Origin of the sequence: Bartonella sp. CB10SXKL (assembly GCF_042195515.1) — a bacterium.
GTDB lineage: Bacteria > Pseudomonadota > Alphaproteobacteria > Rhizobiales > Rhizobiaceae > Bartonella.
The window spans coordinates 21,548-37,441 of sequence record NZ_JBHION010000002.1 but is presented as its reverse complement, the minus strand read 5'-3'; the positions used below and the strand labels follow the sequence as shown (position 1 = coordinate 37,441).

At 34.8% G+C, this 15,894-nt stretch carries 15 protein-coding genes; 10 read left to right on the top strand and 5 right to left on the bottom strand.

Annotated features, from left to right (window positions below; genetic code table 11):
* Positions 1 to 7: 7 nt before the first annotated feature.
* The 8 genes from ACFIK3_RS01410 (at position 8) to ACFIK3_RS01375 (ending at position 9,733) form a co-directional block, all read left to right on the top strand.
* Positions 8 to 181 (top strand): hypothetical protein, encoded by a 174-nt coding sequence (locus ACFIK3_RS01410; RefSeq protein WP_375660122.1) that lies wholly within the window; start codon positions 8 to 10, stop codon positions 179 to 181.
* A 273-nt stretch (positions 182 to 454) separates the two neighbouring features.
* A complete protein-coding gene (locus tag ACFIK3_RS01405; RefSeq protein ID WP_273791557.1) occupies positions 455 to 688 on the top strand; it encodes a hypothetical protein in 234 nt (77 codons plus the stop codon).
* Between the two features lie 896 nt (positions 689 to 1,584).
* The gene (locus tag ACFIK3_RS01400) at positions 1,585 to 1,941 is read left to right on the top strand and encodes a hypothetical protein (protein WP_273791363.1); all 357 of its coding nucleotides are present in this window, start codon (positions 1,585 to 1,587) and stop codon (positions 1,939 to 1,941) included.
* Between the two features lie 174 nt (positions 1,942 to 2,115).
* Positions 2,116 to 2,478 carry a hypothetical protein gene (locus ACFIK3_RS01395; protein WP_273791362.1) on the top strand — a complete coding sequence of 121 codons (363 nt, stop codon included), beginning with the start codon at positions 2,116 to 2,118 and terminating at the stop codon, positions 2,476 to 2,478.
* Positions 2,479 to 2,694: 216 nt separating this feature from the next.
* Positions 2,695 to 3,057, top strand: coding sequence for a hypothetical protein (locus ACFIK3_RS01390; protein WP_273791361.1), 363 nt, complete (start codon positions 2,695 to 2,697; stop codon positions 3,055 to 3,057).
* 637 nt (positions 3,058 to 3,694) lie between these two features.
* Positions 3,695 to 5,092 carry a threonine synthase gene (gene thrC, locus ACFIK3_RS01385; RefSeq protein ID WP_273791360.1) on the top strand — a complete coding sequence of 466 codons (1,398 nt, stop codon included), beginning with the start codon at positions 3,695 to 3,697 and terminating at the stop codon, positions 5,090 to 5,092.
* A gap of 82 nt (positions 5,093 to 5,174) precedes the next feature.
* Entirely contained in the window at positions 5,175 to 6,449 is a 1,275-nt protein-coding gene (locus ACFIK3_RS01380; protein WP_375631389.1) for a M16 family metallopeptidase, read from the top strand.
* Positions 6,450 to 6,847: 398 nt separating this feature from the next.
* Positions 6,848 to 9,733 carry an EAL domain-containing protein gene (locus ACFIK3_RS01375; RefSeq protein ID WP_375631388.1) on the top strand — a complete coding sequence of 962 codons (2,886 nt, stop codon included), beginning with the start codon at positions 6,848 to 6,850 and terminating at the stop codon, positions 9,731 to 9,733.
* A 42-nt stretch (positions 9,734 to 9,775) separates the two neighbouring features.
* Here ACFIK3_RS01375 and ACFIK3_RS01370 read toward each other — a convergent pair whose 3' ends face one another.
* A complete protein-coding gene (locus tag ACFIK3_RS01370) occupies positions 9,776 to 10,360 on the bottom strand; it encodes a YqgE/AlgH family protein (protein WP_375631387.1) in 585 nt (194 codons plus the stop codon).
* Between the two features lie 71 nt (positions 10,361 to 10,431).
* Between ACFIK3_RS01370 and ACFIK3_RS01365 the strand changes: the two genes are divergently transcribed.
* Complete coding sequence (locus tag ACFIK3_RS01365) at positions 10,432 to 11,310, top strand: protein-disulfide reductase DsbD domain-containing protein (protein ID WP_273791356.1); 879 nt, start codon at positions 10,432 to 10,434, stop codon at positions 11,308 to 11,310.
* Between the two features lie 26 nt (positions 11,311 to 11,336).
* Here ACFIK3_RS01365 and rnhA read toward each other — a convergent pair whose 3' ends face one another.
* The 4 genes from rnhA to cyoE form a co-directional block, all read right to left on the bottom strand.
* The gene (gene rnhA, locus ACFIK3_RS01360) at positions 11,337 to 11,804 is read right to left on the bottom strand and encodes a ribonuclease HI (RefSeq protein ID WP_375637427.1); all 468 of its coding nucleotides are present in this window, start codon (positions 11,802 to 11,804) and stop codon (positions 11,337 to 11,339) included.
* A 5-nt stretch (positions 11,805 to 11,809) separates the two neighbouring features.
* Complete coding sequence (locus ACFIK3_RS01355) at positions 11,810 to 12,769, bottom strand: homoserine kinase (protein WP_273791354.1); 960 nt, start codon at positions 12,767 to 12,769, stop codon at positions 11,810 to 11,812.
* Positions 12,769 to 13,824 (bottom strand): 4-hydroxy-3-methylbut-2-enyl diphosphate reductase, encoded by a 1,056-nt coding sequence (gene ispH / locus ACFIK3_RS01350; protein WP_273791353.1) that lies wholly within the window; start codon positions 13,822 to 13,824, stop codon positions 12,769 to 12,771. Before ispH ends, ACFIK3_RS01355 begins: the two co-directional genes overlap by 1 nt.
* Positions 13,825 to 14,006: 182 nt before the next feature.
* Entirely contained in the window at positions 14,007 to 14,942 is a 936-nt protein-coding gene (gene cyoE, locus ACFIK3_RS01345) for a heme o synthase (RefSeq protein WP_273791365.1), read from the bottom strand.
* A gap of 344 nt (positions 14,943 to 15,286) precedes the next feature.
* On the opposite strand from cyoE, the gene ACFIK3_RS01340 reads away from it, so the two are divergent.
* Positions 15,287 to 15,826 carry an invasion associated locus B family protein gene (locus ACFIK3_RS01340; RefSeq protein WP_273791352.1) on the top strand — a complete coding sequence of 180 codons (540 nt, stop codon included), beginning with the start codon at positions 15,287 to 15,289 and terminating at the stop codon, positions 15,824 to 15,826.
* Positions 15,827 to 15,894 lie beyond the last annotated feature (68 nt).

Genomic DNA, 15,894 nt, shown 5'->3' with positions numbered 1-15,894 from the left:
ATTGATCATGGAAAAAAATATTAAAATTCGCGGAATCTATGGAACACAAGAGTTTATTGAAAATGATAAAAGCGTCCTTGTTGAGTTACACGGGCTTATATTTACTCAATCCAAATCTCGTAAACTTGTTGAAGGCTTATTTACTTTGCTGCTCAAACAGTATTTTAACAGCATCAATTAGTACAACCTCCCTAAGATTACAAAAAACAAAAAGAATACATTTTTATGAAAAATGTGCCTTTTATAAAAAACATTTCATACCAAGTAATTTACAGACAACATGTTGATTTATAATCAATAATTAATCATTATTCAAATTAAGCAAAAAAACCGAATATTATAAGATTCTCTCATTTAAAATCTGGATATGCTGAATTAAAGAAATAAAAATGCCTTTTAATGAATTATCTCAAAAGGCAAAAATTAGTAGCAACATTAGGAGCGAGCAAAGTGTATGGCACTGCCATCTTTCTTCTTTATAAACGTCAAAAATTCTGATGTCCTAAGAATTTTATATTATGGGACTTTATCATCATATATAGCGTTGCAAAATAGGCTTGAGTACCTTGAGAACGGTTTCTTTAAAAAAGCACTTAAATATGAAACATACAATCATGTTAAACAACGTACAGAGATACCAGTAGTTGCTCAAAATTTTCCAAAAGCACTTAATAGACTTTTTAAATAAGCAATGAAATCAGATCTTTTCAAAAGTAATCCAACTTTAGGAAAAACACCCTTTCTAAAAATAAAAGCGGCTTTTCAGTTTGGAAAGAAGAACATGTCGAAAAATATTATCCAATGCTGATCTTTCGGCACTCATAAATATGTCTGAATTGACATTCTTCTATACACTTTACATCATAGTAATACGCCGCTCACATTGGCGAGAAAAAGATAATATCATTTATCTCTATCCAATTCGAGCTCTACTTTCCACTATGAGAGAGCTGTATATTTTTTAGTATCTATAACATATTATTATCTATAAGATAAATGTATATAATTAATAGTTAAGTAAGCAGTAGTATTATGCTATCATGATGCAATTAATAATCATTGAATAATAACTTAATAATATCTATATAACACATATTATTACAATAATGACTATATATAATAACTAATATAAATAATAATATTTTAGCATGTCCATTAGTATTTTAATTTTTAAGAATATTTTTATAAATACATCATAATTTTTATGTTTTTATTATAATATCTATAATAAATAAATTTATATATATTTATTATGTAAAAAGTTTGATAAACTTTATTATTTATAATTGTATTAAAAAAAATAATATTAATATCATTTTATAAAAATCATACGATAACCACGTGTTGTTTTATATATAACACATAATAAGATATTTCATAAATTTTTTTAAAAAATATTTTTGTAATTATTACTGTTACTTTTTTACAATAATGTTTATAAAAAATTACAGTTATATTTTTATATGTATTTTTATTATTGACTAAAAATACATATTGAAATATATAAATTATATATAGTGTGAGATACATAAACATTATGTATATTTCTTACATATATAACTTAAAAATATTTGAGGTAAAGTTATGATAAAAATATTTAAAAATTATATCTTAAGCATTTTTATAGCGAGCACTTTTTTTATTTCACAAACTGTAAATGTTAATGCAAACTATTTGAAAAATGATACTCCAAAAGAGGAACTTTCTGTTTTCCCAATGGAACAAGTAAAATATGCGACATCCGATGTAGTTTCTACGACTGCTTTCTATGTTCCATCTGTAAATTATCAAACAGAAAATGGAACAACTGGTGAAGGAAAATTAGAAAAGGTCGTTGAGCCTATAACTATAGGAATGGGACTATTGTTTACTGGATATGCAATGAGCTTTATAGGATCGATAATAAGTTGGATAAAGGACATAGTATTGATGTTCAAATAATTCAACCTCATCTAGAACTCTAGAATATTAGCTTCATTGTGTGTCTATAATTTATTGTAAATAATTACATAATGAAGCTCATCTTTCTACAAAATATAAATGTTGTAGATTATATCCAAATATCCAAAGTATAAATTTACGCATATATATAGTATAAAATATTTGAGGTAAATTATGATTAAATTATTTAAAAATCATATATTAAGTATTTTCATTATGTCTGCCTTTTCTCTTTCTCAGGTTGTAAATGTACATGCAAACTCTTTGCAAAATAGTACTCATCGTGAGAATACTTTTGTTTCTGCAATAAAGCAGAAAAGAAAGGATGCAGTCCATACCGTTTCTCTCTATAGACCCAGTCTAAATCGTGGAGTGAGTAATGAAACTACTATTGAAGGAAAATTTGAAAAGGTCGTTGAACCTCTTACAATCGGGGCTTTTGGTATGGGGATGGCACTTGGATATGCATCAAGTACGATAGGCATGTTTTTAGGATGGATAATAAGTAAAATAATATCGTGTTTTAAATCTCGTTAGAATTGAAATTTCATCAGAATAAAACCTTCTCATATGAAATATAAACTATGGATATATTCTGTGTTGATCGATTGTTGATGACAAAAAACTAATGAATTATCACACTAAGAATGAAAAAAGCTTTAAATGCTTCTGTTTCTCTCAATGTGCACTAATTCTGCCGACGAATCTATTCAATTCAGATTAAAATAAAAGTAAAAGTATTGGTGAAAAATTATGATTAAAGTATTGAAAACTTACGTATTAAATATTTTAATAGCAGTTTCTTTTTTGCTTTCACAAGTTATAAATGTTCATGCCAATCATTTGAACAATGATACTCAATGGGAAACTGTCTCTTTAATAGAACAAGGAAAGAAAAAAGCTATCGATATAGCGGCTCTTTATGTCCCAAGTTTCACTCATAAAGCAAAAAGTGAATCTGCCTTTGAAGGAAAATTTGAGAAAGTGTTTGAACCAATTACGCTAGGAATTTTTTCTACAGTAGGAGCTTTAGGTTTTGGATTCTTGACTGGATTTGTTATGTCCATATTTAGCGGGATAATCGGATGTGCAATAGGAAAAATTAAAGGAAAATAATTCAAAGATACTCAGTATTTTTTCTATTAAAAATGAGAATACTTTACAGCCTGCTTCACATCATTTAGCAGGCTGTTGTATGTTTTCTATGGATAAACTTTAAGTTACCATACTGTATAGCATAAATATAATATCTATTATTATACAAAATGATAAATTATGCTAAAAAAAGATTATGCAAAGTATAGATTTGCGCACGAAATGCCATAAAATTACCTTATAAATCTTCCAGTGTGAATTCTGAGATGTATCATTTTAACATTCGGTTTAGCAGATGTAATTGTTACAAAGTATTAAGAGCATAAAATAACTATGAATGATTGAGTTTTATACAAAAGTTCTTCAGTAACTACCATTCTATCTATTTAATTTTATTATTTTAGAAGGTGCACAAGTGAAGATACGTTGTAAAATTTAAGTGAGTGAATAATAGAGAGGAAATTTTCGTCTGCAACAGATTTTCTGTGAACATTTGACGTTTATATCTTAAAAATAAAAATGCTTAAGACTATTTCCTTTCATTATTGAGTTAAAAAGAAGAAAAGAAGCTCTATCCATTTAATAATTTAAATATTATGAAAAACGTGAAATAAATAACTTCACCAATTTGCCAGAAATAAAAAAAAGGATAAGACTTATGGAATATATCAGCACGAGAGGTGAAGCTCCTGCTTTAAGCTTTACGGAAACAATCATGACAGGGTTGGCAAGTGATGGGGGACTTTATTTGCCAGATAAATTTCCTCAGCTATCATTTGATGCGTTACGAGCACTTCGTGGTCAGTCCTATACAACAATTGCTAAAACTATTCTGTGGCCCTTTGTGAATAACGAAATCGAATATACAGCTTTTGAAAATATGATCGCTGAATCTTATGCAACCTTTCACCATCCAGCAATCTGTCCGTTACGACAAACTGGAGCAGATGAATTTATCCTTGAACTCTTTCATGGTCCTACTTTAGCTTTTAAAGATGTAGCAATGCAGTTTCTTTCTCGACTGATGGATTATGTTTTGACTGAAAAAAATAGATGTGCAACGATTATTGCTGCAACATCAGGTGATACAGGTGGAGCTGCGATACAAGCTTTTGCTGGAAAAGAACACTCAGATATTTTTATTTTATTTCCTAAAGGACGTGTATCACCTGTTCAACAACGGCAAATGACAACCAATCAATGTTCAAATGTTCATGCCATTGCCATTGAAGGAAATTTTGATGATTGCCAAGCCCTTGTCAAAGCAATGTTTAATGACCACAATTTTCGTACAAAAAGAGCACTTTCAGGTGTGAATTCTATAAATTGGGCGCGTATCATGGCGCAAATTGTTTACTATTTTTCATCTGCACTTTCTTTAGGAGCTCCTGATAGAGCTGTTTCATTTACTGTTCCTACTGGAAATTTTGGTGATATTTTTGCAGGTTATGTCGCAGCCCGTATGGGATTACCCATTGCTCAACTGGTCATCGCAACGAATGATAACGACATCCTTGTACGTACATTGACCAGTGGTACTTATGAAACACAACCAATAGTCCATACAACATCACCTTCTATGGATATTCAGGTCTCTTCTAATTTTGAACGTTTGCTCTTTGAAAGTGGCAATCGTGATCCAATCTGGATTCGCAATGCAATGGAAAACTTGAAAAAAACGGGGCTCTTTACTCTTGATGAAAAGCAACTCAAAAATATTCGTTCCCTATTTTCCGCCGGGAAAAGCAACATGGCTACAACAGCTCAAACAATTGATAGTGTCTATAAGGAAAGTGGCTATCTTGTTGATCCACATACAGCGGTTGCTCTTCAAGTAGCGCGTGAAAACAAAAAACCGCATATTCCAATGATCGTTCTTGCCACGGCTCATCCAGCTAAATTTCCTGATACGATTAAAAGCGCTTGTGGCCTTCATGCTCCATGGCCATCTCATCTCAATGATGTAATGAAACACGAAGAACATTTTATAAGTCTTGCTAATGATGAAAAAATAGTAAAAGATTATATTTCTTTAAAATCGCGTGCATCTTATTAAAGTTAGCTGCATTAATTTAAATCAAGAATATTCTAATACCTTTACAATGAGGTATTTAGCTTATTAATGGAGTTGTAAATACATGGATGTAGATATATGTCGCCTTAGTAATGGTTTGACTATCGCCACACATACAATGCAACAAATTGATAGTGTTGCCCTCGGGATATGGGTTAAAGTGGGCTCACGCAATGAAACCTCCACACAGCATGGTATTGCTCATCTTCTTGAGCATATGGCTTTTAAAGGAACCGAAAACCGCACTGCTTTTCAAATTGCAACCGATATTGAAGATGTTGGCGGTGAAATAAATGCTACAACCAGTATTGAAACAACAGCTTACTTTGCACGTGTACTTAAAAGCGATATCCCTCTTGCTATAGATATTTTAGCCGATATTTTAATGCATTCAAAATTTGACGACAATGAACTAGAACGAGAAAAACAAGTAATCTTTCAGGAAATTGGTGCTGCCCATGACACTCCTGATGATATTGTTTTTGATCATTTTACAGAAACAGCCTTTCGTCATCAATCCCTTGGGCGCTCTATTTTAGGAACAGCTAAAACTATTCAATCATTTACATCTACTGATCTCCATGATTTCATCAATAAACAATATAGTGCAGATCGTATGATTGTCGTTGCAGCAGGAGCTGTAAAGCACGAAAGTTTCGTGCGAGAAGTTGAAAGTCGTCTTGGTACTTTTCGCTCCCATTCAACCGCACCTCTTACTAATCTTGCAAATTATGTCGGTGGCGACTTTCGTGAATATCGCGATTTAATGGATACACAAGTTGTTCTAGGGTTTGAAGGACGCGCTTATCACGCGCGTGATTTTTATGCGGCCCAAATTCTTTCAATCATTCTTGGTGGTGGTATGTCTTCACGTCTTTTTCAAGAGGTAAGAGAGAAACGTGGGTTATGCTATTCTATTTATGCTTTTCATTGGGGATTTTCAGATACTGGACTTTTTGGTGTTCACGCTGCTACCGGACAAGAAGGGCTCAAAGAACTTATTCCTGTGATTCTTGATGAACTTTCCAAGGTCAGCAAAAATATTCACGCTAATGAACTACAACGAGCACAAACGCAATATCGTGCGAACCTGACAATGTCACAGGAAAATCCTTCTAGTCAAGCACATCTCATTGCTCGCCAAATACTCCTTTATGGTCGACCAATTCCAATATCGGAAACAATTGAACGCCTCAATCTCATTACTCCTAAAAGATTAACTGATTTAGCACATCGTCTTTTTACAAACTCCACACCAACACTAACTGCTGTCGGACCTGTAGGACCCCTCATAAATTTTGATGATTTAACGTCAACTCTTTCATACAAGCTAAAGTAAAAACTTCTTTTCAAAGCAGCATCATAATAACATCACATATTTTATCATAAAATTTACCACAAAAGCTCTTCTAATTAAATAAGTTTTGGAAATATTGGGCAAAGAGGCGTACAAAACTACCCAATTCATACTTCATGTGATAAAGATTCTAATGAGTGAAGGTATATCCGTGAAATCTGAAAATTTATGGTTTAACTTTGCCCTTTTAAAATATAAAACTTCATTCGCTTCAAGTTCTATTGGAGCAAATGGGTATGTGGTTTATTTGTATATAAAATCACACAACTTAAGAAAAAGTGATAACAATTTATTATGTAAATAAATTATAAAAGGTGGACGTTTTTTCTCAAAAATCGAAATGAAAATTAAACATCCTAAAATATTGAGAGTGGGACATTGTGAAGAGTTTGCGTAAAATAATTGACATCATTTTCATTGTAGTCGTTAGTTCTTTTGTCCATCTTACATCAGCACAAGCAATTGAGCCAGTTAAAATTTCTTCTCAAGATGCTGCTCTTGATCTCTCAAAAGCAATTGAAATTCACCATACAAACAACTCTATTTTTCAAACAAGTACAGCGCCAGGACCAGATGGTATTGTATGGCGTATTGAAGTGCAGGCAAAAAATGAAAAATTTTCCGGAAATTGGGCAGTTTTTTCTCTTGCAAATCCAACAGATGAACAAGTTGATCGTCTCATTGTTGCCCCCCATTACCGCATGGCACGTTCTGGATTTTTTTGGCCAGACCTTGGATCAGCAAGGATTCAATCCATAACGCCAAGCGAAGGTTTTTCCCTCGATCGTCAACTTAGTGCAAACTCTGATATCTTTCGTATTACTCTTAACCCTGGTGCTGTTGTTACATTTGTGGCCGAACTTAACTCTGCAAATCTACCGCAAATCTATTTATGGCAACCTGAAGCTTATAAAGATGCAATTAATTCTTATACGCTTTATCATGGTATTCTTCTCGGGATATCAGGTCTCTTAGCGCTTTTGTTAACTGTTCTCTTCGTCGTCCGTGGAACAGGGCTGTTTCCTGCAACAGCTGCTGTTGCTTGGGCAGTGCTTTTTTATATTGGTATTGACTTCAACTTTTTAAATAAATTCTTTGCAGTTACACTCACAACACAACCAATCTGGCGTGCTGGTACAGAAGTAGCTCTTACTGCTACACTCTTCATTTTTCTTTTTACCTATCTCAGCCTTAACCGCTGGCATTATCATTTTAGTTACGGTGCTATCGCTTGGACCATTGCCTTTTGCAGTCTAGGAGCCTTTGCTATTTATGATCCCATCAGAGCAGCTGGAATTGCGCGTTTGTCTTTTGGCCTTACCGCTGTGCTTGGTATAATATTAATCATCTATTTCTCAATCAGAAGCTATGACCGCGCTATTATGCTTATTCCAACATGGTTGCTCATTAGCTTTTGGTGTGTTGGAGCCTACGCTTGCATAGCTGGACATTTAAACAATGATATTATCCAGCCAGCATTAGCGGGGGGATTAGTGCTCATTGTTCTTCTCATAAGCTTTACTGTCCTGCAACAAACTTTTTCTAATGACGCTTTCCATGAAGGAATATTTTCCGACCTGGAACAACAAGTACTCGCAGCAAAGGGAGCTGGAAATATTATTTGGGATTGGAATATCGAGCGTGACCGTATTGTTGTACATCCAAACATGGCAACCCTTTTTGGTACTGAAATTCATAACCTCAATGGACCTATGCGCAACTGGATTTCAGCCTTGCACCATGATGATCGTGAACGCTTTCAAGCTGTATTGGATATCATTCTTAAAAATAAAAAAGGGCGCATTGATCAAATTTTTCGTCTTTCTTCCGGTGGTGGTTATTATCATTGGTTTTCTCTTCGTGCACGTCCGGCTATGCAAAAAGATGGAAAAATCACACGTGTCATTGGAACCATTGTCAATATTACTAACCATAAAAAATCCGAAGAACGCTTATTGCATGATGCAATCCACGACAGCTTAACCGGACTTCCTAACCAACAAATTTTCTTTGATAGACTACAAAATTATACCTCTTTAGCGAAAGCAAATATCAAAATTAGACCGACTGTCTTTATGATTGATTTTGACAATTTTCGCCAAATTAATCGCAAATTAGGCATAGCAGTTGGGGATACTGTACTGCTTATAATCGCACGTCGTTTAAATCGTCTCATTAACTTTCAAGACACCTTATCGCGTCTTTCAGCAGACCGCTTTGCAATTATTTTACTTAGTGAAACCGAACCACAAAAAATTGCAGCATTTGCAGATCATTTGCACAAAACAATTTCAGCACCTATTTCACTTTCAGAAAACAAAATAATCCTTTCAACCTCTATCGGATTGGTTACATGGAGTGAAAGCCGATCGACGGCTAAAGATATTTTTAATGATAGTGAATTAGCGATGATTCGCGCAAAACAAATGGGTGGAAACCATATTGAACCTTTTCGTCCTAATTTTCGCACTTTGGGTCTCGAACATAATACTCTGGAGAAAGATGTTCATTATGCCATAAAACGTAATGAGATGAAAATCCTCTACCATCCTATTCTTAATTTATCAGACGGACATATTATTGGTTTTGAAACAATTGTAGAATGGCATCATCCCACTTATGGAAATTTAAATGTCTCTGATTTCATAAAAATCGTAGAAAATGAACAAATTGTTATGGATTTGTCACAATTTATCATCGATAATGCCATTATTGATCTTATAAATGTACAAGAAAAGTTTTCCCAACAATCTTTCTTTATTTCAATTAATTTACCAAGCGCTGAAATGATTCATCCTCGTTTTATCAGTCAATTGCGTGCCGCTTTGCTTCGCCATCCGCTCCACAAAGGGCGTCTGATGATTGAAATATCTGAATTTGTCTTAAGAAATAATCCTGAACAATCAGCGCACTTTCTTGAACAAATTAAAACACTGGGAATGAATCTCGCACTCGATAATTTTGGAACAGGTTATTCGTCTCTGACCTATCTCGTACGTTATCCATTTGATATGGTTAAACTTGATCGTTCACTTATCTCAATCGACTCTCTTAAGAAGAAAATTGTTCTAAAGTCTATCATTAATATGGCAACAGATCTTAATTTGCAAATTATCGCAGAAGGTGTTGAAAATGAAAAAGAAGCAATCTTTCTTCGTCAAGAAGGCTGTAAATATGTTCAAAGTACACTTGTGACGAAACCGATTGCCATAGAAGAATTAATTACACTCGTTCAGAGCCATTTCCCTTATAAAATAAAAACATAATGGATAAAATAACGTGTAAAGTTAAAAAGCTTAGAAAAAACTCTACGCGTGTCCCATTTCAGAAGCAAGATAAGTTGGATCGATACCCATGCGTGTTAAACTTTTATCATACTTGCAGCTTAAATCGCTTTCAAAAAGAAAACTAGGTGATGTAGAACTGATTAGCCAACCATTTGTAGAAATTTCTGCCTCAAGTTGCCCCGCTTTCCATCCAGCATAGCCTAATGCGACCAGTGCATGTTGCGGACCTTGTTCGCAACTGATGGCTTTTAATATATCAATTGTCGCAGTAAAACAGATCTTATCTGCAATAAAAACAGTTTCTTCACAAGCATAATCATCTGAATGAAGGACAAAACCACGCAAAGGATCAACAGGACCACCATAGCGAACTGGAAACTGTTTTATTGGTTCAGAAAGACTTTTTTTTTGGCCACTGTCTATGACTCCCAAATGAAGCAAAAGCTCTGGAAAATCAATATGATGCAATTGATTAAGAATGATGCCCATCGCACCGGCATTAGAATGCGCACAAATATAAATAACAGAACGAATAAAGCGTTTGTCATTCATCCCAGGCATTGCTATGAGTAATTGTCCACCTAAAAAGCCATTACACCGCTTCATTAATCTGTTATTCTCCATAATTTACATGATAAAAGTTTGTTCATTTAGCACACTAGGAAAATAAAACTCCAATGAAAAAAAGTCGTATATTTACAAATTTACAAAATATCGCAACTTTCTTTTATAAAAAGCTTTTCGTTACTTTAAGCTTAACATTCATAGTTTTAGAATTACTTAACATTCCTGTAAATGCTCAAACAGAACAAAAACTCCAGCTTTTCGCAACATCTTGGTATGAATCAGATGGTGGTCGTATCCGATTAGCGATCACTGAACCTTCTCTTTCTGGAATAAGAGAAGGCATTATTGAAATTGAGCTTAAACCAGGATGGAAAACTTACTGGCGTAATCCAGGTAATTCTGGCATGGCACCATTTTTTAATTTCAACCAACAGATTTCTTATGAAATCTTTTATCCTACTCCACAGCTTTTTGAAACAGAAAATGATTGGTCATTAGGTTATAAAGATAAAGTAATATTGCCCTTCAATCTTTCTGGTTCAAGCAAAAATTTAAGTGGTGCTTTCACTCTTGGATTATGTAATAAGATCTGTCTTCCATTTACTATTAACTTTGATTTTTCGCCATCTGCTCTTAAAAATAAACATCTTCCTGCTTCCTTCTTAAAAAAGGCGCAAGATTCTTTGCCCCGCATGATGCAGAATGCACTAAAAATAAGTGCCGAAAAAAATAACAGTACCCTTCTTATAAAAATACAAAATAACAACAAAACTACACCTTCCTCTCTCTTTTTAGATGGAGGAGAAATGCAAATTGGAGCAGCAAGAAAAGTCAGTGATAACGCAGAATATACACTCTTCAGTGCTCCACTCTATTTCGCACCAGAAGAAATAAACCAAAAAATTTTTTATACAGTTTCTTTTAAAGATCACGCCTTAAGTGGAACATTCATATTCCATACGCAGCCAACCCCGCTTGCGACTCCGTGATAAAAGAAAAAGCTCCCAAACAGCAATTATGCTGGAAAACGTCCATTTTCACGATATTGAGTAATTGCTTTGCGAGCAAGGGCATCTGCGCGTTCATTTTCTGGATGTCCCGCATGCCCTTTTACCCAGTGCCATCTGACTGTATGACAAGAACTAGCATCCTCAAGAGCTTGCCATAGCTCCATATTTTTAACAGGACTTTTTGATGCGGTGCGCCAATTATTCTTTTTCCAATCTTCAATCCACTTAGATATACCGTTACGCACATAAACTGAGTCTGTATAAAGATCGACCAAACAGGGCTCTTTAAGCGCCTTTAATGCACAAATAGCCGCCATGAGTTCCATTTGATTGTTTGTCGTATGAATCTTACCGCCATAAAGCTCCCGTTCATGACCATTCCAGCGTAAAATTGCCCCCCATCCTCCAATTCCAGGGTTCCCTGAGCAAGCACCATCTGTATAAATTTCAACGACTTTTTGTTGAGTTGCCATAAAATTTAAAAACCTAATTCACTTAGCGAATTTACATTACTGAAAAAACAAAGCTTGTGCCAATACTCCCATGGATCTTTCTTAATAACAAAGCTATTAGGCGGTGTATTAAACCAATCATATAGACGTGTGAGTAAGAAACGTAGAGACGCACCACGAGCTAATAAAACCATCTTGTCCAATTCTAAAGGGATCAATGGTCTTATTTTTTGATAACTTTCCAATAACTTACGTGCTTTGGTAAGATTATAGGAATGATCAGGCTCAAAGCACCAAGCATTTAAACAGATCGCTAAATCATAAGCAAAAAAGTCATTACAAGCAAAATAGAAATCTATCATCCCAGAAAGACGATGATTCACAAAAAAGACGTTATCATTAAATAGATCTGCATGAATAATGCCTATTGGTAAATTGAACGGCCAATTTTTCTGTAAAAAAGCCAATTCCAACTCAATTTTTTGTCCAAATTCTTTTAACAATGCATCTTCTTTGGTTTGACAACGTTGCCACAAGACCTTCCAATCCATAACAGAAAGAGTATTTTTACGACTAAGTGTAAAATCCTGTCCTGCTAAATGTAATTGTGCGAGCCCCATCCCCACTTCGCCACAATGATCTATATTGGGCTGGCGGATCCACTCTCCTTCCAGAAAAGTAATAATAGCGGCAGGACGTCCTGCTAGTTCACAGATCATCATTCCATCATTTTGAATAACAGGTTGAGGACAAGGAATTCCACGCTGTCCTAAATGCTGCATCAAGCGACAAAAAAAAGGTAAATCATCTTTTGAAATACGCTTTTCATAAAGTGTTAAAATAAATCGCCCTTGTGTTGTCTCTAACATAAAATTAGAATTTTCAATCCCCTCCTCTATACCTTGATAAGACAAAAGTGATCCTATTGCATAACGTGTTAAAAACACTTTTAAATCATTTGGGTGAATATCTGTATAAACGGCCATTATTCTGCTTTCGTTGTAGATATGTTTGTATTCTGATTTTCATTTTTTGCATTATTTGCTTGACCATTGACGAAAGCCATATCTTGAGACGTTAAAATGACGTCACGTAATTCGCGACTCACTAAAAATTTTTCCGTTTCTACCGCTGTTTCAGCTAATTCTATTGTGACATCATAACGCTCACGAAATGCTGAAATAATTTCATCAATAATAATTTCAGGAGCCGAAGCCCCTGCTGAAAGACTGACAATAGAAAGAGATTTTAGGTTTTCAAAATTAATTTCATCAGCGCGCTGAACTAAAATAGCTTGCCGCGCACCAGACTTTTCGGCAACCTCTACTAAACGTCGTGAATTAGAAGAATTTGGTGCTCCAACAATCAAAAACAAATCGCTCCCCTTTGCCGCTGCTTTAACCGCATCTTGTCGATTCGTTGTAGCATAGCAAATTGACTCAGCCGCTGGGGCTGCTAATGTAGGAAAACGTTGATGTAATATATCGATAATTCCTGCAGTATCTTCAACAGAAAGCGTTGTTTGTGTCACAAATCCTAATTTATCTGGATCATTGGGTTGATAATGCAAAGCATCTTCTATCGTTTCAATAAGCGTCACAGCCCCTTCTTCAAGCTGTCCCATTGTCCCTATCACCTCAGGATGACCAGCATGACCAATCAATATAACATGACGACCATGACGTTGATGTCGTATCGCTTGTTTATGCACTTTCGAGACCAACGGACATGTTGCATCGAGATAAAACAAATTATAGCATCGCGCTTCTTCTGAAACAGATTTTGGTACACCATGAGCAGAAAAAACAACCGGTTGATTGCGATGTTCTTCTGGAATCTCATCAAGTTCTTCGACAAAAACAGCTCCCCGTTGCTGTAATCCCTCAACCACGTAGCGGTTGTGTACAATTTCATGACGAACATATACTGGAGCACTATATTTTTTTAATGCAAGCAGAACAATCTGGATAGCACGATCAACCCCTGCACAAAATCCACGTGGACCACAAAGACGTATCGTTAAAGGGGGAAGTCCAGACATAAATCATCCTTAATCTCTATAGTTTTAGCTATATATTCAAACAACCTATTATTATACATGAATAAGCAATGTAAAAAAACGCGCAATATCATCTTTTGCATAAGAACAGACTCTATCGTGTTTTCTTACAGAATTTTCTTGAAGAAAAGCTCTTTTTAAATTTGCTTTTTCATTTTATTTGCCTAAAGAGCGATAAAATACCAAACAAGAGATTCAATCAAAAGAACTCCAAAGATAGCTGCCAAATAGAGTAACGAAAAGAAAAACGTTTTTTTGGCCATCAAAATAGTTTCATTATGTGTATCAGCTTTCCATAAACGATAAGCAAAATAAATAAAGATAATGCTTAAAATTGTTGAAAAAATAGCATAAAAAATTCCGCCAAGACCAATAAAGCAAGGAGCAGCAGCACATAATGCCATCAAAATAGTATAAAATAAAATCTGTTTTTTTGTTGAATGTTCACCTCGTACATTAGGCATCATAGGGATGCCTGCAGCCTCATAATCAAGAGATGAAAATAAAGAAAGAGACCAAAAATGGGGGGGGGTCCACATAAAAATGATCAAAAATAATAAAAAGCTATCAATACTCACTGTCCCTGTTGCCGCGGCCCATCCAATCATTGGTGGAAAAGCCCCAGAAGCACCACCAATAACAATATTTTGTGGTGTGATACGCTTTAACCAAATTGTATAGATAACGACATAAAAGAAAATCGTAAAAGCAAGAAAAAATGCCGCAAACCAATTAATGAAGCTCCCCATAACCAATACCGAGAGCATAGAAAGAACCATGCCAAAAATAAATGCCTTTTGAGAGCTGATTTTACCCATGGGAATGGGACGCTTTTTAGTCCGTTCCATCACAGCATCAATGTCAGCATCATACCACATGTTCAGTGCTCCCGCACCACCGCCACCAGCAGCAATACATAAAATTGCTAAAAAACCATACCACGGATTGATAGGAACAGGAGACACCATCAAACCAACTAAAGCCGTAAAGATCACAAGAGACATAACACGTGGCTTTAATAATGTGATATAATCACTAATAGTGGATTTTGGTGGCGTTGATTTACCATTCACAACCGATAACTTTTCTGAAACTGACATTCCACTCAAAGCCCTTTTCCATTTCTGTCATTCACAAACCCAATATTATCTGACAAATATTATCTAGCGTATGGAAATGACCAATTAAGACCAATCGTATTTTTGAGAAAATATGAAATATCTCTTTCGCACGTATACCCTAAAAGTAGATGAAAATACTGGCAATAAAAACACATTTTTTCAATCAACGTTCTTTCCCATATTACAAGTGTATCATAAAAATATATCCTATGAATTAATATATTTGGGTAAATACTGATTTTGTGTTATAGTTTTTTATAGGGAATTCATTTTTTATGTAAATCTATGTATGGTTGTGAGTGTTAAGTCGGATAGGATTTTCTGTGATACTTTATAAATTACTCAAAAAAACTTTTTTTATTGGCACTGTTTTTTACACACTTTATAGTAGTTTTATCAGTCATGCATTTGCACAAACACCCTATGCGCAAAGTGTCCCTGCTCCACAAACCTATGGTGCATGGACAAAAGTTTGTTCTCTACCACCAGGTACACCTAACATGCAGTGTGAAGTTGTACAAAACGTTCACACACAAGGGCGTCAAGATATTACCTTGCGCGTTACATTTTATAAACTTCCTCAAAAGCAAGGTGCCTTGATGCGTGTTTTTGTTCCGATTCGCGTTGAATTACGTCCTGGCGTTGGAATTAAAATTGACGATAAAAATATGGGCAGAATGGAATATCGTCGTTGTCTTGGTGATAATTGTGTTGCTGAAGCCTTTCTTAAAGAAGACATATTGCAGCTCTTTTTAAAAGGAAAAATGGCAACCTATTTTATCTTTACAACTCCGGAACAAGGGATTGGAGGTTTTGTTGACCTTCATGGTCTTGGCGACGCCTATGCAACCTTACCAACATGAGTGAAATCAATACACTTTAAACGATTGAAATTTCATCGTATATTTTGAGAGATTCTTAAAATTAGATT

Excerpts from the sequence above, each read along its gene's own strand:
- ACFIK3_RS01410 (WP_375660122.1), top strand. The coding sequence starts at position 8 with ATGGAAAAAAATATTAAAATTCGCGGAATCTATGGAACACAAGAGTTT.
- ACFIK3_RS01405 (WP_273791557.1), top strand. The coding sequence starts at position 455 with ATGGCACTGCCATCTTTCTTCTTTATAAACGTCAAAAATTCTGATGTC.
- ACFIK3_RS01400 (WP_273791363.1), top strand. The coding sequence starts at position 1,585 with ATGATAAAAATATTTAAAAATTATATCTTAAGCATTTTTATAGCGAGC.
- ACFIK3_RS01395 (WP_273791362.1), top strand. The coding sequence starts at position 2,116 with ATGATTAAATTATTTAAAAATCATATATTAAGTATTTTCATTATGTCT.
- ACFIK3_RS01390 (WP_273791361.1), top strand. The coding sequence starts at position 2,695 with ATGATTAAAGTATTGAAAACTTACGTATTAAATATTTTAATAGCAGTT.
- thrC (WP_273791360.1), top strand. The coding sequence starts at position 3,695 with ATGGAATATATCAGCACGAGAGGTGAAGCTCCTGCTTTAAGCTTTACG.
- ACFIK3_RS01380 (WP_375631389.1), top strand. The coding sequence starts at position 5,175 with ATGGATGTAGATATATGTCGCCTTAGTAATGGTTTGACTATCGCCACA.
- ACFIK3_RS01370 (WP_375631387.1), bottom strand. The coding sequence starts at position 10,360 with ATGAAGCGGTGTAATGGCTTTTTAGGTGGACAATTACTCATAGCAATG.
- ACFIK3_RS01365 (WP_273791356.1), top strand. The coding sequence starts at position 10,432 with ATGAAAAAAAGTCGTATATTTACAAATTTACAAAATATCGCAACTTTC.
- rnhA (WP_375637427.1), bottom strand. The coding sequence starts at position 11,804 with ATGGCAACTCAACAAAAAGTCGTTGAAATTTATACAGATGGTGCTTGC.
- ACFIK3_RS01355 (WP_273791354.1), bottom strand. The coding sequence starts at position 12,769 with ATGGCCGTTTATACAGATATTCACCCAAATGATTTAAAAGTGTTTTTA.
- ispH (WP_273791353.1), bottom strand. The coding sequence starts at position 13,824 with ATGTCTGGACTTCCCCCTTTAACGATACGTCTTTGTGGTCCACGTGGA.
- cyoE (WP_273791365.1), bottom strand. The coding sequence starts at position 14,942 with ATGTCAGTTTCAGAAAAGTTATCGGTTGTGAATGGTAAATCAACGCCA.